The sequence below is a fragment of the Acinetobacter sp. CY73 genome (genome assembly GCF_059515865.1).
In genome coordinates this window covers 56,189-77,950 of the sequence record NZ_JCAKMZ010000014.1, presented here as the reverse complement: position 1 = coordinate 77,950, position 21,762 = coordinate 56,189, and the positions used below count along the sequence as shown (strand labels likewise).

Sequence of the window (21,762 nt, the reverse complement as noted above, 5' to 3'; positions counted from 1 at the left end):
AAGGTCAAGCGATTGATGATTTAGCAGCAAAATATAAGACAAGAATCGTTTATCTACCTGCGTATAGTCCCGACCTCAATCCTATTGAAAAAGCATGGTCTGTCTTAAAAAGTAAAGTCAGGCACATCATTGCTCAGAACAATAAAACCATTCAGGAAGCTCTGGATATCGTATTTAAGATGATGTAGCTTATGTTTCATATTTGGCTATAACTCAACTGATGGCTCTAGTCCTCTTATTTTTCAAGTCAATTTCTTATCCGCGATTCAGGTTAAATTAGAAATTCATTTGAAAATGATTAGCCTCATACCCTCTATTTCCAGCTGATTTGGAAGAGTATTAAGATTGATATCTAAAAATATTCAGATCATTATATTCAATTGCTGGTTTTTGCTGAGAAATAATATCCGATAACAATTGTGCCGAACCACATGACATTGTCCAGCCCAAAGTTCCATGCCTTGTCTAGATCAACTGCGTCAAGACACTCAAATTCATTTTGATGAAAGGCAGTTAGGGACCCTGCAATTATTTAGAAAGCAAGAACAACTTGATATTGCGGGTAAAGATACAGAAGTACTTAAGGAAGAGAACGTTCCATTTGAACTCTTAGATAAAGAGGGGGTCATTCGAGTTGAACCTGCGCTTGCACATGCAACTGTGGATTTCGTAGGTGGTCTGCGTTTACCGAATGATCAAACGGGCGATTGTCAAAAATTTACGACAGAATTGTCTGAAATCGCGAAAAAGCAGGGTGTGCAGTTTTTATTTAATACGCATATCAAATCAATTTTAAAAAGCAATGATCAAATCCAAGCGATTATTCTCAAAGACGGAACAAAGATTAAAGGCGATGTGTATGTGATGGCACTGGGCAGTTATAGCCATGAAATGTTGAAGCTGATCGGTATAGAGGCACCTGTTTATCCACTGAAGGGATATTCCATTACAACAAAAATATTAGATGAATCTAAATCACCGATTTCCACGATTTTAGATGAATCTTATAAAATTGCACTGACGCGTTTTGATGATCGTATTCGTGTAGGAGGGATGGCTGAAATTAATGGCTTTGACCGTAGTTTAAATAGCACGCGTGAAGATACGCTTTTAATGGTATTGCAGCAGTTGTTTCCAAATGCAAGTGATATTTCTGATGCACATTTTTGGACGGGTTTAAGACCTGCAACACCAGATGGAACGCCAATCGTAGGTAAAACAATATTTAACAATTTATATACCAACACAATCACGACTGTACTCAGACAAGCGAACCATGCGTTCTTTATTGATTTGGTAGCGATTAATATTACACTCTGCCAACATGCGTATCATCCACTGGTATTGATACATATCTCCAGTGAGCTTAATCGCTAAGGGAGAATGATGCTGAAACATCCATTTAAAGGCTTTAAGTGGTACTCCCGGTGCAGCCCAAGGCGAAGCATAACCTGGAGAAATTTGTCCTGCATTGGCAAAGCTGGTTTCTAGAGCTACATTCGGTTGACGATCAATCACCGTCACTTCATGACCCGCTCTAGACAAATAATACGCGGTGGTAGTTCCGATCACACCTGCACCCATGACAACTACATGCATACAGCACCTCATTAGATTATTATCGTTTTAACTGAATTTTCTTATTCAGAATATTTGAAGTTAAATCTACACAACAAATTAAGATTCAACTTTGTTAAGATTTTTCTTATCTTTCTACCAAACTATGCTGAATAGTCATCATATTCAAGTCTATTTCAAATTAAAAATTGCCATAAAAAAAGGCATTTCATGATCTTTATGAAATACCTTTACTTGATTGTTTATAAATTAACTATTTTGAGATGCAATAATCAGTCGGGCTAACTCTAAATCTTCAGGATATGTAATCTTAATATTATCTGAGCGCCCCATCACCACTTTGACTTTTTCACCAATATATTCTAAAGCACTTGCTTCATCTGTAATCGTGATTTGGTCTTTTAAAGCGGTTTCAATGGCTGACTTCAACAAGCCAATCGTTGAAATTTGCGGTGTTTGTGCTTGCCATAACTCTTCACGACTTACCGTTTTATCAATGGTATTTTCGTGAGTTGAAGGTTGAATCTGAGGTACTCGCTTTAATGTATCTCGTACTGGAGTGGCTAAAATGGCGCTACAATTTTCATTCATTGCTGTTTGAACCAGATTAAAAAGATTTTCACGACTCACACACGGACGTGCTGCATCATGTACAAAGGCTAAATCCTTTGGATCTGCCAAATCACTTAAAAAATTGAGTGCATTTAAAACAGAATTTACTCGTTCTTGACCACCCAAACAAAACAATGCTTTGTCGGAATTTTTGAAATTTAAAGTTTGTGCAAAATCATCATTTTCAGCAATCGCTAACACATATGCTGTCAGTGGCAAATCATTCAAGCGTTGAACCGTATGCTCGATGACTGTCTTATCTTGAATGGTTTGATACTGTTTTAATTGTGTCTTTGAAAAACGACTCCCTGAACCTGCGGCAGGAATAATAGCCCATAACTTACGGTTGTTCAGGTTCAGCTGGAGCTCGCTCATTGGTTCTTAAGTCTACTTGTGCAGTTGGATCAATATAAATCGGTTTGTAATTTGTACTTACCGTACTCATTTGTACAAACGTTTCGTGTGGCTTAATCAGACCTAGGTCTAAACGTGCATGTTCTTCAATCGCTTCTACGCCATTTTTTAAATCATACACTTCTGCCGCGAGAATGCGGTTTCTTTCTTTTAGTTCTTCATTGGTTTCAATTTGTTGTTGAATATTTTGAACTAAAGCCTGATGAGGGAAATAACCTCCCTCACCAAACCAAAAGCGATATTGGAAGACTGCGATAATCAATATCGCAGCCACCAAAATCACTTTACTGGAAGTTGTTTTAAAGACTTCTAACATGGACAGCTAAACTTAATTCAAACCTTTGAATTCAGCTTTACCGCGATATGCAGCATTAGTCAATTCTTCAATACGAAGTAATTGGTTATATTTCGCTACACGGTCAGAACGACACAATGAACCTGTCTTGATTTGACCCGCTGCTGTACCCACTGCCAAGTCAGCAATGGTTGAATCTTCAGTTTCGCCTGAACGGTGAGAAATTACTGTAGAGTAACCATTTGCTTTAGCAAGGTAGATCGCATCTAAAGTTTCAGTCAACGTACCAATTTGGTTGTATTTAATCAGAATAGAGTTACCTACTTTCTCATTAATACCACGTTGAAGGATTTTCGGGTTTGTAACGAATAAATCATCACCTACCAATTGGATTTTGTCGCCAAGAATAGAAGTCAGGTAAGACCAACCTTCCCAATCAGACTCATCCAAACCATCTTCAATTGAGATAATTGGGTATTGATTTACAAGACCCGCTAGATAATCAGAAAATTGATTGCTTGTGAATGCTTTGTTGCCTTCACCAGCAAGGATGTATTGACCATTTTTATAGAATTCTGAAGATGCACAGTCAAGCGCAAGCATGATGTCAGAACCTGCTTTGTAGCCAGTTTGACCAATTGCTTCAAGAATTACAGTAATCGCTTCTTCGTTAGAACGAAGGTTTGGTGCAAAACCACCTTCATCACCAACAGCAGTGTTTAAACCTTTTTTGTTTAAAACTGATTTTAAAGAATGAAAAATTTCTGCACCCGCACGAAGCGCTTCAGAGAATGAAGTAAAGCCAACCGGCTCGATCATAAATTCTTGAATATCAACGTTGTTGTCTGCATGTGAACCACCATTGATGATGTTCATCATGGGTACAGGCATTGTCAAGATTGACTGACCACGTAAGTCTGCGATGTATTGGTAAAGCGGAATGTTCTTTTCAGTTGCAGCAGCACGCGCAGCAGCTAAAGACACTGCTAAAGTTGCGTTTGCACCTAATTTTTCTTTGTTTTCAGTACCGTCTAAAGCGATCATCGTGTTATCGATGTCTTTTTGTTCGAAAACTGATTTACCCAACAATGCATCACGGATCAATGTATTTACATTGTTCACCGCAGTTTTAACGCCTTTACCTAAGTAACGAGCTTTATCGCCATCACGAAGTTCTAAAGCTTCACGAGAACCAGTTGAAGCACCAGATGGTGCACATGCACGGCCAACTACACCAGATTCTAAGATTACGTCTGCTTCGATGGTTGGGTTACCACGAGAGTCCAAAATTTCACGTGCACGAATGTCAACGATTTGGCTCATGAACAATTCCTCAGTTGATTAATAACGAAATGCTAAAATTAGCATTAATGAGTATCTAATTTTTTGAAACCCTTCACCAAGGTATCTAATTCTTTCAATTGCGCTAAGAATGGTTCTAGTTGCGACATACGCAATGCACAAGGACCATCACATTTCGCTTTATCTGGATCAGGATGTCCCTCAAGGAACAAACCTGCAAGACCTGTTGCCATACCCGCACGTGCTAGTGTCGAAATCTGCGCACGACGACCACCCGCTGAGTCAGCACGACCACCTGGTGTTTGAAGCGAATGCGTCACATCAAAAAATACAGGAACATTCATCTCTTTCATGGTGTCGAAACCTAGCATGTCTACAACCAAGTTGTTGTAACCAAATGCCGAGCCACGCTCACACAGAATCAGTTTGTCATTTCCTGCTTCCAAGCACTTATTCATAATATGACGCATTTCATGCGGTGCAAGGAATTGGGCTTTTTTAATGTTGATAATGGCATCTGTTTTTGCCATTGCTTCAACCAGATCAGTCTGACGACTGAGGAAGGCAGGTAGCTGAATAATATCAGCCACCTCAGCTACAGGTGCTGCTTGATACGGTTCGTGTACATCAGTAATGATCGGAACATTAAATTGTTTTTTAATGTCGGCTAACCATTCAAGACCCTTTTCAAGACCAGGACCTCGAAAAGAAGTTAAGCTTGAGCGATTGGCTTTATCAAAACTTGCTTTAAATACATAAGGAATATCTAAACGTGTACAGATATCAATATATGTTTCAGCAATTTCAAAAGCCAAATCTTTTGACTCAAGTACGTTCATTCCGCCGAATAATACAAATGGCAAGTGATTTGCCATTTGTATATCGCCTAAACGTACAATTTCTTGTGGTTTTAGTTGCGACATTTAAACTTCCTAGTGTGTTCCTAAACGATCAAAACGTCGATACAGTTATTATTTAGTTTTAGCGTATTGCTGTTTTGCAGCATCGATAAAACTCGCAAATAATGGATGCCCATCGCGTGGTGAACTTGTAAATTCCGGATGGAATTGTACAGCAATAAACCAAGGATGTTCAGGGATTTCAATAGTTTCTACTAGACGTTGTACTGGTGAATAACCTGAAATCTTCATACCTTTCTCTTCAAGAGTTGGAATAAAACGGTTATTCATTTCGTAACGATGACGGTGACGTTCGATAATTTCAGCATTGCCGTATACATCGCGAGTCTTCGTACCTTCAACCAATTCAGATTTTTGTGCACCAAGACGCATCGTACCACCAAGATCTGACTGAGCTGTACGCTGTTGGACTTCACCGCGTTCATCTAACCATTCAGTGATTAAACCAATCAATGGTGATTTTGTTGAACGGTTGAATTCAGTAGACGTTGCGTCAAGAATACCCGCAACATTGCGTGCATATTCAATGACTGCCAACTGCATACCTAAACAAATACCAAGGAATGGCACTTTGTTTTCACGTGCAAATTGAATTGCCTTCATTTTGCCTTCAGTACCACGTTCACCGAAACCACCTGGAACTAAGATTGCATCAGCATCTTTCAATACTTCATTTACATCTTGGCTTTCAAGTTCTTCAGCATTGACGTAGTCAATTTGAACTTTAACGCGGTTTTTAACACCTGCGTGTAAAAGCGCTTCGTTGACAGATTTGTATGCATCTGGAAGTTCGACATATTTACCGACCATTGCAACACGTACTGTGTATTGAGGGTTCAGTAAAGACTCAACAACATTATCCCAATCCGTCAAATCTGCTTCTGGTAAATCGTTATAGCCAAAGCGTTCACAGATCAGATCATCAACGTCTTGTTCATAAAACGTACGTGGAATTTCATAAATTGTACGTGCATCTTTACAGACAACAACCGCACGTGCTTCTACATTAGTAAATAACGCGATTTTACGTTTAGTGTCTGCATCTACATCGTATTCAGTACGGCAGATCAAGATGTCTGGCTGAATACCAATCGACAATAACTCTTTAACAGAGTGTTGTGTCGGCTTGGTTTTAAGCTCAGCGGCTGATTTAATATATGGAAGTAAAGTAAGATGCATCAGCATGGTACGTTTATGACCAAGCTCAACCATCAATTGACGTACAGATTCCATGAATGGGAGAGATTCAATGTCACCTACTGTTCCACCGATTTCAACGATGGCAACGTCATAACCTTCACCAGCGCGAAGTACGCGCTCTTTAATATTATCCGTAATATGTGGAATAACTTGAACTGTACCGCCAAGATAGTCACCACGACGTTCTTTGTTTAAAACATCTTGGTAAACACGGCCTGAAGTAAAGTTATTTAACTTAGTCATTTTTGCACGACGTAAGAAACGTTCGTAATAACCCAAGTCTAAATCAGTTTCAGCACCATCCTCAGTGACAAAAACCTCTCCATGTTGGAATGGGCTCATTGTCCCTGGATCGACATTAATGTATGGATCCATTTTGACCATGGTAACTTTTAAACCACGGGCTTCTAAAAGTGCAGCAACTGAAGCAGCTGAAATACCTTTACCTAGTGATGAAACTACACCACCAGTCACGAAAATAAAATGGGTCATTGGGTTTCTCGTACAATCAAGCCTAATTCGGCCTACAATGTTGCGCAATTTTACTTTACCTTGTACCAATAAAGCAAAGTCAATCCGCACCAATTCAAAGAACAATAAACAATTGGTTATTCTATCATCATTTCCAATAAAGATTTAGACAAACTTAGGGTGATTTCATCATGTGAATTTGCTGTTATACTAGCAACATCAATTTATCAAGTTTTGTTTTGAGTGATTATGAATAAGAAACTTTTAATTGCTGGTGCAATTGCGACTGCATTGGTTTTAACAGCATGTGTAAAAAAAGAAGAACCGAAACAAGAGCAGGAACAACCGGTTGAAACCACTGAGCAACAACCAACTCAATTAGATCCAGTTGAGCCGACAGAAGCTGAGATTCCTCCTGCACCACCTGTGGCAGTGGAGCATCAAGTTTCAAATAATACAACTGCGACCATTACTCGTGAATATCGTGATACACCAGCTACTGAAGAAGCCGCTCCAAAGCCAGAGCCAAAATCAGAACCGAAACCAACGGTACAGTCTGAGCCTAAGCCAGCAGTGGAAAAGCCAACTCCATCTCCGAAATCAAGCTCTTCTACAAGCCAATCTGAAGATGATGCTGTAGCGGCTGCCATTGCTGCTGCAACCCCTGCTTTAGAAAACTAGTCATCGAATTGATTGAAATAAAAACCGAGCTAAGTAGCTCGGTTTTTAGATATCACTCGTAGTGCCATCTAATAAATTTGCCTTGTTCATCAAATATTTTATGTGACAACCCATAGGGACAATAAATTAAGAACCACCAACCTAGATAGTCATTCTCCTCATCCATCTTGTCCATAGCATCTTTACCAATCCAAATAGTCCTAAGAAGCTCTATCTGATCTTGTGCTGAAACAGATAAATGTTGCCCCCTTAAAGAGATATCCTCACAGTTTGAGTTAAAATAAAGACATGCATTACCACTATTAAGCATCACTTCAAGGGATTTAAAGTATGCCGTATCTGGATCATACTCAACTTGAAGTTCTGGATAATCTTCGTAATCAAATTCACCATCGCATGAATACCAAAGGTATTCCAATCCCATATAAGGATGAACTTTCTTAAAATAACTCAAAATAATATCGATTTGATTCATTGAAACTTCAGCTATTAAGGTGGTTAACTAAAAATTAAATTAACCCGAATCCTGCTTAAGGAAATGAGATCATTCATCTTGAGACTTATCCATCATTTTGAGCATAAAAAAGTCTATGCTTTGGTCTGATAACACTAAAAACTAATCATAAAATTACATTTAGCTTATGGTTTTAAAGAAAAATCCTTATCCGCGATTCGGGTTAAATTAGTAAACTTCATATATGTGTAATCCTTGACTATTTAAGACCTTGAATTGCTTCATCTACGATGGAATAGAAATCACATAATCTAAATTTAAAAAAAACATCATTTTTATCTTTATAAAATAGATGAAAAAATTCTATCTCAATATTCTCTTGCCCTTCTTCTTGACTTATTTGACACAAAATTTGTCCATCGAATGAAATTTCGGCAGTTAAATACTCATGAGATGAATCACTTACATACTCAATATTAAATTTATCTATATTTAACAATTTTTATCCTATGACTAACACTTTGACTAGCCCAATTAATCAGCATATTCAACTCTTTTAACTTAATTAGATGGCGCTTGAGCCATTCTTTGCCCCATTAAAGTCGCCAAAGCTTCAATACCACTTTTGGGACGGATCATCACTTCAAAATCAATCATTTGACCTACATCATTAAAACGAATCATATCAATCCCTTTTAATTTTTTATCGCCAATATTCGCAGAAAACTCTAATACAACATTTAAACCATCCTCAGAATAAAACTCACGGTGATAAGTGAAGTTTTCAAAGATTTGAATCACATTGCTTAAAATAAAAAATACAATTGGCTTACCTGGATATGGATTAAATGCAACAGGTGAACGAAACACAATATCATCCGCCAATAGCTCATTGAGAATAGACATATCTCGGTTATTTAACATTTCATGCCAACGCGCGATTGATTGTTGAGTCTGTTGAATCGCCATATAAAATTCCTTTTTTAATTCATTAATTATATTTTTGCAAAAAGTTGACTCCTCTTTGATCATATTGAGTCAAAGAGGAGCTGCATCGATTAAATAGTTGCAGCTAATTCAGCGCCTTGACGAATTGCACGTTTCGCATCCAACTCACCTGCTTCTTTCGCGCCACCAATTAAATGTACAGATTTTCCAGCCTGTTGAAGTTGCTCAAACATCGCCGTGAATGATTCCTGACCTGCACAAATCACAACATGATCAACGTCAAGCACCGACGACTGACCATCAACTAATATGTGTAAGCCAGCATCATCAATTTTTTCATAGCTCACGCCCGGAATCATGTTCACATTGCGATTTTTTAATCCTGTGCGATGAATCCAACCTGTCGTCTTACCTAATCCTGCACCTACTGATTTCGCTTTACGTTGCAGTAAATAAATTTCACGTTCAGACTGCTCAACCACAGGTTCTTTTAAACCACCCACATTCGCATAACTCGTATCGATGCCCCATTCATCGTAAAACTTATCCGCATTTAAACTCGAACTATCACCTGAATGGGTTAAATATTCTGCGGTATCAAAACCAATACCACCTGCACCAATAATTGCGACGCGCTTACCTACGGGCACGCGATCTTTGAGCACTTGGATATACGACAAGACCTTCGGATGATCAATTCCTGGAATATCAAGATGACGTGGAGTAACACCTGTCGCCACCACAATTTCATCAAAATCCGAATCATTTAACTCTTCAAATGTTGCGGTATGGTTCAACTTTAATTTGATATTTGGTTTGAGTTCAATTTGACGTTTAAAATAGCGTAGTGTTTCGTAGAACTCTTCTTTGCCCGGAATCGTTTTAGCAATATTAAATTGACCACCGATTTGAGGCGCTGCATCAAAAATCGTGACTTGATGACCACGATCTGCGGCATAGGTTGCAAAACTTAAGCCTGCTGGACCTGCACCAATCACCGCAATTTTTTTAACTTGCTCACTTTGTTTAAAAATCAGTTCTGTTTCAAAACACGCACGTGGATTGACTAAACAAGTGGCAATCCTTAATGAGAAAATATGATCTAAACAAGCTTGGTTACAACCAATACAGGTATTGATTTCATCACTTTTACCCGCTTCAGCTTTATTCACAAATGCAGAATCCGCCAGTAATGGTCGTGCCATAGACACCATATCCGCATGTCCTGAAGCCAATACATGCTCAGCCATTTCAGGTGTATTAATGCGGTTTGAAGTAATTAAAGGCACTTTGACATGACCTTTTAGTTTTTCAGTCACCCATGTGAATGCAGCACGTGGCACTTTGGTGGCAATGGTTGGAATACGAGCTTCATGCCAACCAATCCCTGTATTGATAATCGTTGCACCCGCTTTTTCGATTTCTTTGGCAAGGTAAATCACTTCATCTAAGGTTGAACCGCCTTCAACCAAATCTAGCATCGAGAGACGATAAATAATAATGAAGTTCTCACCCACTTCTTGACGGGTACGTTTGACGATTTCAATGGGTAGACGAATCCGATTTTCATAACTACCACCCCATTCATCATCACGATGATTGGTACGCGCAGCGATAAATTCATTGATCAAATAGCCTTCTGAGCCCATGATTTCAACGCCATCATAGCCTGCGTACTGAGCCAACTTCGCGCAATTGGCAAAATCCGCGATGGTTTGGTTCACTTCCGCAGACGTCAAAGCATGTGGTTTTGTTGGATTAATGGGTGCTTGAATCGCAGATGGCGCGACATTATCAGCTTGATAAGAATAACGTCCTGTATGCAAAATTTGCATCGCGATCTTACCACCTGCATCATGTACAGCTTGGGTAACCACTTTATGTTTTTCAGCTTCTTCTCGTGTGTCTAATTTTGATCCACCTGCAAACGTCACCCCCGCATCATTCGGTGCGATTCCCCCCGTTACAATTAAGCCGACACCACCCGCCGCACGCTCTGCGTAAAATGCAGCCATTCGATCATAGCCGCCGGGTACTTCTTCTAATCCAATGTGCATTGATCCCATCAAGACACGATTCTTTAATGTAGTAAATCCTAAATCTAAAGGCGCAAGTAAATTTGGATAATTTGACATCAGTACTCCTTGGCTGGCTTCCGCTGGCATTTTTGTTGTTTAGTACAATGTGTTGCATTCGTATTCAATAACTTTATAAGCGAGAATTGCATTTTGTGCAACATGTTGCATAATAGGCCGATATCAATTCTGTCAGAAAAAATATAATGTCTTTGTCCCATGTGCTACTCACCAGTTTACTTGAAAGACCAAGCTCAGGTTTTGAATTGGCACGTCGATTTGATAAGTCGATGGGATTTTTTTGGAAAGCCACCCACCAACAAATCTACAGAGAGTTGGGTGCCATGCAATCCAAAGCTTGGATTTCAGTTGTAGACAATGAAAAAGATACGGGGCGAAAGAAAACCTATCAAGTCGAATTGGCTGGAAGAATTGAACTGACTGAATGGCTCAATAAACAAGGTCAACCCGCTCAGTTACGTGAAGAACTGATGGTTCGTTTACGTGTCGAAGCACAATTAGGACAAAATACTTTATTGCCAGAGTTGGAACGCCATTTAATTTTGCATCAAAATCAGTTAAAACTTTATCAAATCATTTTTGATAAAGACTTTGCCCATTCCAATGATCAAGATCGAAAACTCTATATTCATAAAATGATTTTGCAGTTGGGTATCGAACTCGAACAAGGTTGGATCAATTGGTTAGAGCGTGTGATCCATCAACTTAAACAGTTTGATCAAGCATCAGAATAAATGATTCCTCTTCGGATTCTCATATAAGACATATAAAATAGCCATGATTAACTCAAATATCTTCTCAAAATAAAAATAAGGTTTAAATATGCCTCACTTTAAAATGCCGGACGGCGAGCAACTTTATGTCAGAATGATTGGCCGCGGTGAACCGGTATTGGTGCTCTCAGGTTTAGGTATGCAAAGCTGGCAATGGTTGCCTTATATAGTGACTGATTTAAATCAATTTAAATTTATTATTCCAGATTGGCGTGGGTTTGGTGGATCGAAAGATTGTGCCATTCCTCAAGATTTAAATGCCATAGAAAATCATTGGCGTGATGTTAAAAGCCTAATTGAACAACTCAACTTAGATCAGTTCATTCTCATGGGATATTCTATGGGAGCAACCACCTCCATGCATGGTTTTCACTACGGTGATTTGGCTTCAAAAATTAAGGCTTATTTACATATTGATCAAACACCCAAGATTAGTTGTGATGAATCATGGACGTATGGATTACTCGGTGATAAACATCCTCAAGTTAAACAATTATTAGCCTCACTCAATGATTTTTTAGATCAAAGAATTTCTATTCAATCCATTGATGATTTATCAGATTTAGATCGTAATACATTAACTGGAATGTGGCTTGATTTCATTCAATTACAAGCCTCAGATCCTTACACCCCTAAAATCTTTAGATTTGCATTGAATATTCCAAAACTGAAAAATCATGTATTGCCGATTAAACGGCTAGATTATTTGAAATGGTACATTTCCAATTACCTCAATCACGATGAAGATTATCGTGCTGCGCTTGCGTCATTAAAATGTCCAACAACTTTTTTTATTGGTGCGAAATCAACCTTATATCCACGCGATGGACAGCTAGAAATTGCAAGCTCAGTTCAAAATGCTAATACGGTTCTATTCGAAAGATCTGGACATACACCATTAACGTCAGAACCTCTAAAATTTAGCAAAGAAATTTCCAAATTTCTTAGACATAATATTTAAAGCAACTTCCAAAATAAAAGGCTCTGATACAGAGCCTTTATATATGTATATGATCAGTAAATTCAGATAAATGAATCCGTATTGTCCGATTACTTATAGTTGAAGTTCTCGATCACACCTTTATCTGCTAAGGCTTGAATTTCTGATTCATTACGATAGCGACTAATTATTTTAGAGGTATGCTCACCTAACATCGGTGGCGCACGATGATACTCTACTGGCGTGTCCGACATTCGAATGGGCGATGCAATCATTTTGAATTGGTCGTTTAAGGCATGTTCAATTGGAACAACCATATTACGATGCTGAATTTGTGGTTCTTCAAATGCATCTGCAATGCTGTTGATCACACCGACTGGCACTTTATACTGATGAATCGCATCTACCCAATGTTTTGCATTGTCTGTTAAGAAATGCTGACTCAGATATTGAATCAGTTCAACTCGATGTTTAACACGATCTTGGTTTTTAACATAACGGTCATCCTCTAATAATTCAGGCAAACCAATCGCAACGCACAAGTCTTTAAATTGCTTGTCATTTCCGCATGCAATAATGAACTCTTTATCCTTCGCCTTAAAGGTCTGATATGGCACAATGTTTGGGTGACTATTACCCATCCGCTGTGGAGAAACACCCGTAGTGAGATAGTTCATGCCTTGATTGGCTAATGTCGCAACTTGAACATCTAATAATGAAATATCAATATATTGCCCGCGACCTGTATGTTGTCTTGCGATCAATGCCGCCTGAATGGCTACAGTGGCGTAAAGCCCTGTTTGAATATCAACTACAGCAACACCCACCTTTTGAGACCCTGCTCCTGGCTCGCCTTCTTTTTCACCGGTGATACTCATTAACCCTGACATCCCTTGAATGACAAAGTCATAGCCGGGTTCTTCAGCACGTGGTCCAGTTTGACCAAAGCCTGTGATTGAGCAATACACCAATTTCGGATTGATCGCACTCAAGGTTTCAAAATCCAGCCCATATTTAGCCAATGAACCGACTTTGTAGTTTTCGATGACCACATCCGAATTCATCGCAATATCTCGAACCAGTGCTTGACCTTCTACTGTCGCTATATCAATCGCAACCGAATACTTATTCCGATTCGCACATTGAAAATAGCCCGACTCACGTGTCATTTCACCAGATGAACTCATCATCCAAGGGGGCCCCCAAGTCCGCGTATCATCCCCGACTTTTGGACGTTCTATTTTAATCACTTCCGCACCTAAGTCTGCCAAAATTTGTCCGCACCATGGCCCCGCTAACACACGACTTAGATCTAAAACACGAATTCCCTGTAATGCGCCCATTTTCCATCACTCCCTTCATTTCAAGCTTGGCATTTAACGTTCTCAAAGAAAGCTTCCAAGCTTGAAACTTTCATTATTTTTTAGGTTTTACTGGTGCTTAACGTATCAGCTTTGACAGTCGTTTCTGTTGTTGTGCCACCCGCTATACTGCTATCTTCTTTGACTGGATTAACCAGTGAGGATTGTTGCGGATCGTATTGACGTTCACGAATCAATAATCCCGGAATCACACCTGCGATGAAGTAAGCTGCGCCCATTACAATAAATGCCATGGTGAATGAGCTTCCAGCCGCAATCATCCCAATCGTCGCTGGAGCTATCGCAGCACCCAAGCGTCCCATATTATATGCACCGTCAATCGCAGTCCCACGTACATCTGTTGAGAAACTCTCAGCCATATACGTTGCATTTACACCGTAGGGAATGCCATATAGGAAACCAAAGATCACCAATAGATATGCAATATTGTCCGGTGTATTAAAGAAAATAATCACAGGTAAGAATGCCGCAGTCGTGACCGTACCAAAGACAAAGGTTATTCGACGTCCTAACTTATCAGCTGCGTAACCCGCTAGTATTTTACCCAAAATCATCGCTGTATATGCACCTACCATATAACCCGTTAGGGCTTTAAAGTTCATATTCAGTTCAGTTTCAAGATACATCGGCATCCAGTTATTTACACCATAATAACCAAACTGTAAGAAGGCCGCCGTGGTCATCCAAAGCAAGAACATTTTGCGATGTTGGGTATGACTGAAAATACGTTTATAAATACTTTCAGATACTTTAGCCGTCGGTTGTGCTGAAACAGGTTGATTGATCTGTGTTGCAATCGAATCAAGCTTTAATTGTTTTCGCTTAAGCTGATTAATTTTTGCTTCTTGCCAAGATGCAGGCTCAGGTACATAACGCATAAAGATTAAAGCAAAAGCCGCTGGAATAATGGTGACATAAAACAACATACGCCAGCCATGATCAGGAATAATCGCACCTGCCATTAAAGTTGCGACGATATAACCCACAGTTTGACCCGTTTGAAGTGTTCCCAGTACGGTTGTGCGATATTTGGTGGGAACATATTCAGCCATCAAGGTATTACACGCCATATAAAGTGAACCCAAACCAAAGGCACCAATAAAGCGTAAAATCATAAATTGCTCATAGCTTTGGGTAAAACCCAAAATACAGGTCATAATCGAAAAGAAAACCACTGACCAAGCAATCGTTTTTACACGACCAAATTTGTCACAAGCCCATCCACCCGTAATACCACCTAGCGCCATACCTGCCAATGAAGCACTGCCTAACATCCCTGCTTCAAAATTGGTTAAGCCAAATTCAGCTTTTAAACTGGTTAAACTAAATGACAGCAACATGATATCTACGCCGTCGATTACCAGCGAGACAAATGCAAATATAAAAGCCAGCTTCCATGTTTTCGACGTGATCTTATGTGCTGTACCCACATTTGAAGGAAGTTTTAATCCCATCACATCACTATTTTGTATTTCATTATTCATCATCCATACCCTCATTTTCCCAAATGAGTCATCGGTTCTAAGCTTAAATACTTCCCTATATAAACTTATGATTATTCTTGTTTTTATATCAGTTTATAATTTTTAAAGGGCAAAGCATCTCTATAGACTCTCGATGAATCCTTTTTTAATATATTATTAAATTGATTCGTTGATTGAGGAAATCATCCTGATTCCCTCAGATGTACACCAACAGATATCTTTAATTCGCGAAAGCTGCGATACCTGTTTGGGCACGACCTAAAATGAGTGCATGGACATCATGTGTACCTTCATAAGTATTCACAACTTCAAGGTTCACTAGATGTCGAGCAACACCAAATTCATCGCTAATGCCATTTCCACCCATCATGTCACGCGCAACGCGTGCAATATCAAGAGCCTTACCACAGTTATTGCGCTTAATTAAAGATGTGCCTTCAACAGAAGCAATGCCTTCATCTTTCATACGACCAAAACGCAAAGCCACTTGTAGACCCAAAGCAATCTCAGTTTGCATATCTGCAAGCTTCTTTTGAATCAATTGATTCGCAGCAAGTGGACGACCAAACTGTTTACGATCCATCGTATATTGATGAGCAGCATGCCAACAAAATTCTGCTGCACCCATTGCACCCCAAGCAATCCCATAGCGAGCACTGTTTAAGCAAGTGAATGGGCCTCTTAATCCACGCACGTCTGGAAAAGCATTTTCTTCAGGCACGAACACATTATCCATCACAATTTCACCTGTAATTGATGCACGTAATCCGACTTTGCCATGAATCGCAGGCGCTGAAAGACCCTCCCAACCTTTTTCAAGGATAAAACCACGAATATCCCCAACATTGCCTTCAGCAGATACTTCTTTTGCCCACACCACAAATACATCTGCAATCGGACTGTTGGTGATCCACATTTTGGCACCGGATAAACGATAACCACCCTCTACTTTCTTTGCTCGAGTAATCATACTGCCTGGATCCGAACCATGATCAGGTTCAGTTAAACCAAAACAACCGATATATTCACCAGTCGCCAGCTTTGGTAGATATTTTTGTTTTTGGCTTTCCGAGCCAAATTCATTAATCGGCACCATCACCAATGAGCTTTGTACACTGGCCATTGAACGATAACCTGAATCGACACGCTCAATTTCACGAGCAACTAATCCGTAACTCACATAATTGAGTCCCGCACCACCATATTGCTCTGGAATGGTTGGACCCAACAGCCCAAGCTCACCCATCTCACGGAAAATAGTCACATCCGTTTTTTCATGACGAAATTGTTCAAGTACACGTGGTGCTAGCTTGTCTTGGCAATAGGCGAATGCAGTATCGCGAATCATGCGTTCATCTTCAGTTAACTGTTGTTCGATTAAAAATGGATCTTGCCAATTGAATTGAACTTTTGCTTTTTTTGTCGTGACCATTTGATTCATAGCATCCTCTGCTTATTTAGATCATTATTTTCATCTTGATGCTAAGTCTGTGTTAGCTATAATTCAAACGATATATATGCATGCAGATATGCTATTTTGGAATATCTAAAATGACACTGAATAAAACAGTTCAAATTAAATGTCTAATTCTAAATCAATGCTTTTCATATTCGAATATTTTGCATAAATTAAGATATTAACTATGTATTTAACTTATACCTTAATGGATAAAGGATTGATCCATGCGGCGAACTATTCCATCGTTACAAGGTCTACTGTGTTTTGAATCTGCAGCAAAGCATCAAAGCTACACCCACGCATCTCAAGAACTGTTTATTACTCAAAGCGCTGTATCACGACAAATTCAACAGCTTGAAGAATTACTGGGTTTAAGCTTATTTAATCGTACAAGGCACGGTGTTGAATTAACCCAAGCAGGTCAGCATTATTATCAAAGTATTAAGCCTTATTTAATTGGTTTGGAACAATGTACTTTGGATGTCATTACACACAAAGGCTTAGGTGGAACCCTAAAATTAGGCGTTGTGCCGACTTTTGCCACCCGTTGGCTACTACCTAAATTACAACGGTTTAATCAGATTTATCCTGAAATTATCATTCACTTAGAAACCAGTACAAAACCTTTTTTATTCAATGAAAATATATTTGATGCTGCTATTTATGCAGGTACACAACAACAAATTGATCATTGGCCGGGTACACAAACCCATTTTTTAATGACTGAAGATGTCATTCCTGTGTGTTCACCACAACTGGTCGAAAAACATTTTCCTGATGCCAAAAAGATTAATAGTTATTGCTATGATCTGAGTCCAGAACAGATGATTCAACTTCCTTTACTTCAGCAAACGACTCGATTGAATATTTGGCAAGAATGGTGTGAAAAACATCAGATTGAACATCCCAACCCTTTTGAAGGACAACGTCACGAACTTTTTTCTATGCTCGCTGTTGCAGCAACACATAGCATGGGTATGGCACTGATCCCTCAAATGCTGATCAAAAAAGAATTGGAATCATCAGAACTGGTGATGGCTACCGATAAAAAACTTACAGGCGTTCGATCTTATTATCTTGTGCATTCTAGTCAGGAAAATTCAATGCTCATTGATAAATTTGTGGATTGGATTCAACTCGAATTACAAAATGAAGCACGCTCATATCCTTCTGGAGCTAATGAATGAACAGCGTAATCAAAAAACCAATCAAAAAGATAGTGATTTTCTCTGGTGCAGGCATGAGTGCTGAAAGTGGAATTAGTACCTTTCGTGACAGCAATGGTCTATGGGAAAACTATGATATTCAGCAAGTCGCTACGCCTGAAGCTTGGGCAAAAGACCCTGAACTGGTTCAACGTTTCTATAATGAACGGCGTAAAAATATTTCCGAAGCTGAACCCAATGCAGCGCATCAGACCATCGCAGAATTAGAATCGAATGATCAGTACGATGTACAAGTGATTACCCAAAATATTGATGATTTACATGAGCGCGCAGGAAGTTCAAAAGTTTTACATTTACATGGCAATATTCGATTGGCTAAAAGCTCTGGGCCAAATGCTCAATATAGTCAGGAGTTTTATCCTATTCAAGGAAATGAACTGAAATTAGAGCGTGACTTCTGTCGTTTAGGTTATCCATTAAGACCACATGTCGTTTGGTTTGGTGAAGCTGTACCCGCCTATGACGAAGCCATTCAAATCATTCAAAATGCAGATATTTTTATTGTGATTGGATCTACATTGACGGTATATCCAGTCGCTGGACTCATTCATGAAATATCTATGCAATGCCAAGCTTTTTATATTGATCCTCAAGCAGATTATTCTCGTGTACCCAAACATTATCAATGTTTAAAGATGACTGCTACACAAGGAATGCAGCAGATTTTAAGCCTGATTTAAAACGTCTAGATGATTTATAGCAATGGTTTCTTGTTTAGGATTTGCATTTACAACATTAAGCTTGAGCACATTCACACTTATCATCCACTAAAATAAAAACCAATCATCAACTATTACTCTCATCAGTTGATCATTGGTTTGTCATTGGTACGTATAAGCTAAGGTGAATGCGCTACAACATTATTTAATCTTATTGATCCACGGTTTGCACAGGCGATACAGTAAGTAAGCCCCTATAGCTAATAGATAAAGTGGCCAAATCGTGATTAAGATAACCAGTAAATCTAAAACAAAACGCCATCCATATTGGATACCATTCCATGCCCGTTTCCAGAAACTATCGCCATTGAGTCGTGCTACAGCATCTACATCAATATCAATCCGCTCACGCACCAAAGTCGGTTGACTGATGGCGAGTGTAATCGTGCTATATCGAACACGGTCTTGCACTTCCATACGGGTAAGACGTGCAATTTCACTGAGTTGTGCATTACGCGTATCACTTGGAACTGTCTGCGTTTGAGAAATTTTATCCTCAAGGAGTCTGAGCTCATAACGTTTAGCTGAGTATTGTTGTTGATTTAAAAAATACATTAAAGGCAGAAGTTGATTGACCACATTGGCTGCCCGCTCACTCGGCACACGAATCACCATGGATGCAAGTGGATCAACTTTTTCAAAAACTTTAACCTTACCTTCAGCAATACTTTGTCGATTAGAGTCGACAACATTAAAGTCGATATTCTTTTGTTCAATAAATCCACCCGCCTCTAGCGTAATCTTTTCCACTGCAAGCGTGGTCTTGACAACATCCTGCGCGCTAAAGTTGATATTTGCTTCTCGAACCATACGACGAGCAGATTCAGCAGGATTAACGTCTGTATTCAATATCACATCAGGTTTTTGTTCAGTTACAGGCGTTGTATTGGGTTCATTGGCGTTCGCGTCGATCACTGTTTGAGCATCAGCGACATCGGCAGCGACCACCTGTTCAGCATTTGTGTCAACATCTGCCGATGCATCTTCATTTTTTTTCGCACAACCCGCTAAAGTAATCGCACATAAAAGCGCAATTAAAAATTTATTATTCATTTCAAGTCTACTTAATTTATAAGAAAAATCTAAAAATAGTTATTTGGCTGGGCAAGTATAAATGTTGATTATTTTTTCTAAAGTAATGAATTGTTATAAAAAAAGAATGATGTATTCGCATCATCCTTTTCTTAATCTGTAATTTTTTCCTAAGCTACAGTTTTTTTCTTAATCTACAGGTTTTATCTTATGTTTCGTTAGATCCAAGCCAAGTCAACAGAATTAGCTGACACGCTCGATTTCAGTTTCTTCATAAGCTTCTACCGCGATTTCAGAAATCATATTTTCAAAAGAGAAGATTTGATCCAGCTGAGCTTGTGTCAACAAACCTTGTTCCAAGACAACTTCTTGAATCGTTTTATTTTCAGCAATACATTGCTTCCCTATCTCATCACATTTCGCATGACCTAAAATTGGATCAAGCAAAGTAATGATCCCGACACTACGCATGACGGCATCGAAACATGTTTGTTCATTTGCGACGATACCTTGCACACATTTTTCATCGAGTGTTTGAATCGCACTGACTAGAAGTTCAATAGATTCATTCATCGATACAGCAATCACAGGCTCCATCACATTCAACTGTAATTGCCCTGCCTCTGCAGCAAAGGTAATGGTTAAATCGTTCCCAATGACTTTAAATGCAATTTGATTGACCACTTCTGGAATGACCGGATTCACTTTTGCAGGCATAATGGATGAACCTGCTTGTAATTCAGGTAAACGAATTTCAGCCAACCCTGTTCGTGGTCCTGAACTTAATAATCGCAAGTCATTACAAATCTTAGAAAGTTTGACGGCTAAACGTTTTAATGTACTGGATAAAATAATAAAGACACCACAGTCACTGGTTGCCTCAACATAATCTTCCGCACCAATTAAATTTAACCCTGTAATTTTAGATAAATATTGATTGGCAATATTTGCATAACCATGTGGTGTATTCACACCCGTACCAATGGCAGTTGCACCCAAATTTATTTCTAATAATAAATGACGTGTTTTTTTGATCAGTCGAATATCTTCTTTTAATAATGTTGCAAATGCATGGAATTCTTGACCAAGCGTCATTGGAACTGCATCTTGTAATTGAGTTCGCCCCATTTTTAATACAAAATTAAATTCGCTTGATTTTAATAAAAGACTATTAATCAAATTATTCATGACTTCAAATAATCCATCTAAAGCATAATAAGTCGCCAGTCTTAATGCGGTTGGATATACATCATTGGTGGATTGAGATTTATTTACATGGTCATTTGGATGAATAATATCGTATTTACCTTTTTCATATCCCAGTATTTCTAGGGCAATATTGGCAATAACTTCATTACTGTTCATATTAATCGAGGTTCCTGCCCCTCCTTGATAAACATCACTTGGAAATGAAGTCGCCCATTGCTCTGGATGATCGATTAAAACATCACATGCTTTCTGAATCGCAATACTTTTTTCTTCTGCCAATAATCCGAAGTTTTGATTGGCTTGTGCAGATGCTTTTTTCACTTGTGCCAAAGCACGAATAAAGTGACTTTGCTCACCTACTGTATGCTTAGAAATCTTGAAGTTATCTAAGGCTCTTAAAGTATGAATACCATAATACTGATCCATTGGAACTTCACGATTTCCCAATAAATCTTTTTCAATACGTACTGCTAGAGGTTGAACCGTTTCCATGTTATGACTCACTCATTAGAATTGTAATATGTACCCAAACATCATATGCCTATTGTCCTTTTTAAATAGGCATAA

Annotated in this window: 20 protein-coding genes and 2 pseudogenes; 7 read left to right on the top strand and 15 right to left on the bottom strand. The window is 38.9% G+C overall.

What is annotated here, in order from left to right:
* Positions 1-188 (top strand): transposase (locus tag AC5YD2_RS08580; RefSeq protein ID WP_496124951.1); only part of this gene is annotated, 188 nt, incomplete at its 5' end.
* A gap of 265 nt (positions 189-453) precedes the next feature.
* Positions 454-1,248: pseudogene (locus AC5YD2_RS08575) on the top strand (FAD-dependent oxidoreductase); the annotation flags it as partial.
* On the opposite strand, the pseudogene AC5YD2_RS08570 reads toward AC5YD2_RS08575, so the two are convergent.
* The 6 genes and pseudogenes from AC5YD2_RS08570 to pyrG all read right to left on the bottom strand — a co-directional run.
* Positions 1,243-1,599 (bottom strand): annotated as a pseudogene (locus AC5YD2_RS08570) (FAD-dependent oxidoreductase); the annotation flags it as partial. The pseudogenes AC5YD2_RS08575 and AC5YD2_RS08570 overlap by 6 nt on opposite strands.
* 228 nt (positions 1,600-1,827) lie before the next feature.
* Positions 1,828-2,565 carry a 2-C-methyl-D-erythritol 4-phosphate cytidylyltransferase gene (gene ispD, locus AC5YD2_RS08565; RefSeq protein WP_496125935.1) on the bottom strand — a complete coding sequence of 246 codons (738 nt, stop codon included), beginning with the start codon at positions 2,563-2,565 and terminating at the stop codon, positions 1,828-1,830.
* Positions 2,531-2,920 carry a septum formation initiator family protein gene (locus tag AC5YD2_RS08560; RefSeq protein ID WP_496125934.1) on the bottom strand — a complete coding sequence of 130 codons (390 nt, stop codon included), beginning with the start codon at positions 2,918-2,920 and terminating at the stop codon, positions 2,531-2,533. Before AC5YD2_RS08560 ends, ispD begins: the two co-directional genes overlap by 35 nt.
* Before the next feature lie 12 nt (positions 2,921-2,932).
* Entirely contained in the window at positions 2,933-4,222 is a 1,290-nt protein-coding gene (gene eno / locus AC5YD2_RS08555) for a phosphopyruvate hydratase (RefSeq protein ID WP_496125933.1), read from the bottom strand.
* Between the two features lie 44 nt (positions 4,223-4,266).
* Entirely contained in the window at positions 4,267-5,124 is an 858-nt protein-coding gene (kdsA, locus tag AC5YD2_RS08550; protein ID WP_496125932.1) for a 3-deoxy-8-phosphooctulonate synthase, read from the bottom strand.
* Positions 5,125-5,172: 48 nt separating this feature from the next.
* Positions 5,173-6,813, bottom strand: a complete 1,641-nt coding sequence (gene pyrG / locus AC5YD2_RS08545; protein WP_496125931.1) for a CTP synthase — start codon at positions 6,811-6,813, stop codon at positions 5,173-5,175.
* A gap of 228 nt (positions 6,814-7,041) precedes the next feature.
* On the opposite strand from pyrG, the gene AC5YD2_RS08540 reads away from it, so the two are divergent.
* On the top strand, positions 7,042-7,473 hold the full coding sequence (locus AC5YD2_RS08540; RefSeq protein WP_496125930.1) for an internalin: 432 nt from the start codon (positions 7,042-7,044) through the stop codon (positions 7,471-7,473).
* Between the two features lie 52 nt (positions 7,474-7,525).
* On the opposite strand, the gene AC5YD2_RS08535 is transcribed toward AC5YD2_RS08540, so the two are convergent.
* From AC5YD2_RS08535 to AC5YD2_RS08520, 4 genes are all read right to left on the bottom strand, one after another.
* Positions 7,526-7,948 (bottom strand): hypothetical protein, encoded by a 423-nt coding sequence (locus AC5YD2_RS08535; protein ID WP_496125929.1) that lies wholly within the window; start codon positions 7,946-7,948, stop codon positions 7,526-7,528.
* Between the two features lie 238 nt (positions 7,949-8,186).
* Positions 8,187-8,426, bottom strand: a complete 240-nt coding sequence (locus AC5YD2_RS08530; protein ID WP_496125928.1) for a hypothetical protein — start codon at positions 8,424-8,426, stop codon at positions 8,187-8,189.
* A gap of 62 nt (positions 8,427-8,488) precedes the next feature.
* Positions 8,489-8,896, bottom strand: coding sequence for a nuclear transport factor 2 family protein (locus tag AC5YD2_RS08525; RefSeq protein ID WP_496125927.1), 408 nt, complete (start codon positions 8,894-8,896; stop codon positions 8,489-8,491).
* 89 nt (positions 8,897-8,985) lie between these two features.
* Positions 8,986-11,010 carry an oxidoreductase gene (locus tag AC5YD2_RS08520; protein WP_496125926.1) on the bottom strand — a complete coding sequence of 675 codons (2,025 nt, stop codon included), beginning with the start codon at positions 11,008-11,010 and terminating at the stop codon, positions 8,986-8,988.
* 146 nt (positions 11,011-11,156) lie between these two features.
* Here AC5YD2_RS08520 and AC5YD2_RS08515 point away from each other — a divergent pair, with 146 nt between their 5' ends.
* Together AC5YD2_RS08515 and AC5YD2_RS08510 are read left to right on the top strand one after the other, a co-directional pair.
* Positions 11,157-11,705, top strand: coding sequence for a PadR family transcriptional regulator (locus AC5YD2_RS08515; RefSeq protein WP_496125925.1), 549 nt, complete (start codon positions 11,157-11,159; stop codon positions 11,703-11,705).
* 88 nt (positions 11,706-11,793) lie between these two features.
* Positions 11,794-12,705, top strand: coding sequence for an alpha/beta fold hydrolase (locus AC5YD2_RS08510; protein WP_496125924.1), 912 nt, complete (start codon positions 11,794-11,796; stop codon positions 12,703-12,705).
* A gap of 89 nt (positions 12,706-12,794) precedes the next feature.
* Here AC5YD2_RS08510 and AC5YD2_RS08505 read toward each other — a convergent pair whose 3' ends face one another.
* The 3 genes from AC5YD2_RS08505 to AC5YD2_RS08495 form a co-directional block, all read right to left on the bottom strand.
* Positions 12,795-14,027 carry a CaiB/BaiF CoA transferase family protein gene (locus AC5YD2_RS08505; RefSeq protein ID WP_496125923.1) on the bottom strand — a complete coding sequence of 411 codons (1,233 nt, stop codon included), beginning with the start codon at positions 14,025-14,027 and terminating at the stop codon, positions 12,795-12,797.
* A gap of 80 nt (positions 14,028-14,107) precedes the next feature.
* Complete coding sequence (locus tag AC5YD2_RS08500) at positions 14,108-15,550, bottom strand: MFS transporter (RefSeq protein WP_496125922.1); 1,443 nt, start codon at positions 15,548-15,550, stop codon at positions 14,108-14,110.
* Positions 15,551-15,770: 220 nt separating this feature from the next.
* Complete coding sequence (locus AC5YD2_RS08495; RefSeq protein ID WP_496125921.1) at positions 15,771-16,991, bottom strand: acyl-CoA dehydrogenase; 1,221 nt, start codon at positions 16,989-16,991, stop codon at positions 15,771-15,773.
* A 242-nt stretch (positions 16,992-17,233) separates the two neighbouring features.
* On the opposite strand from AC5YD2_RS08495, the gene AC5YD2_RS08490 reads away from it, so the two are divergent.
* Positions 17,234-18,196, top strand: coding sequence for a LysR substrate-binding domain-containing protein (locus AC5YD2_RS08490; RefSeq protein WP_496125920.1), 963 nt, complete (start codon positions 17,234-17,236; stop codon positions 18,194-18,196).
* Positions 18,193-18,915, top strand: a complete 723-nt coding sequence (locus tag AC5YD2_RS08485; RefSeq protein WP_496125919.1) for an SIR2 family NAD-dependent protein deacylase — start codon at positions 18,193-18,195, stop codon at positions 18,913-18,915. Before AC5YD2_RS08490 ends, AC5YD2_RS08485 begins: the two co-directional genes overlap by 4 nt.
* Before the next feature lie 180 nt (positions 18,916-19,095).
* Here the strand turns inward: AC5YD2_RS08485 and AC5YD2_RS08480 are convergent, their stop codons facing one another.
* The gene (locus tag AC5YD2_RS08480) at positions 19,096-20,007 is read right to left on the bottom strand and encodes a DUF4349 domain-containing protein (protein WP_496125918.1); all 912 of its coding nucleotides are present in this window, start codon (positions 20,005-20,007) and stop codon (positions 19,096-19,098) included.
* Between the two features lie 222 nt (positions 20,008-20,229).
* On the bottom strand, positions 20,230-21,687 hold the full coding sequence (gene aspA, locus AC5YD2_RS08475) for an aspartate ammonia-lyase (RefSeq protein WP_496125917.1): 1,458 nt from the start codon (positions 21,685-21,687) through the stop codon (positions 20,230-20,232).
* Positions 21,688-21,762: the final 75 nt, after the last annotated feature.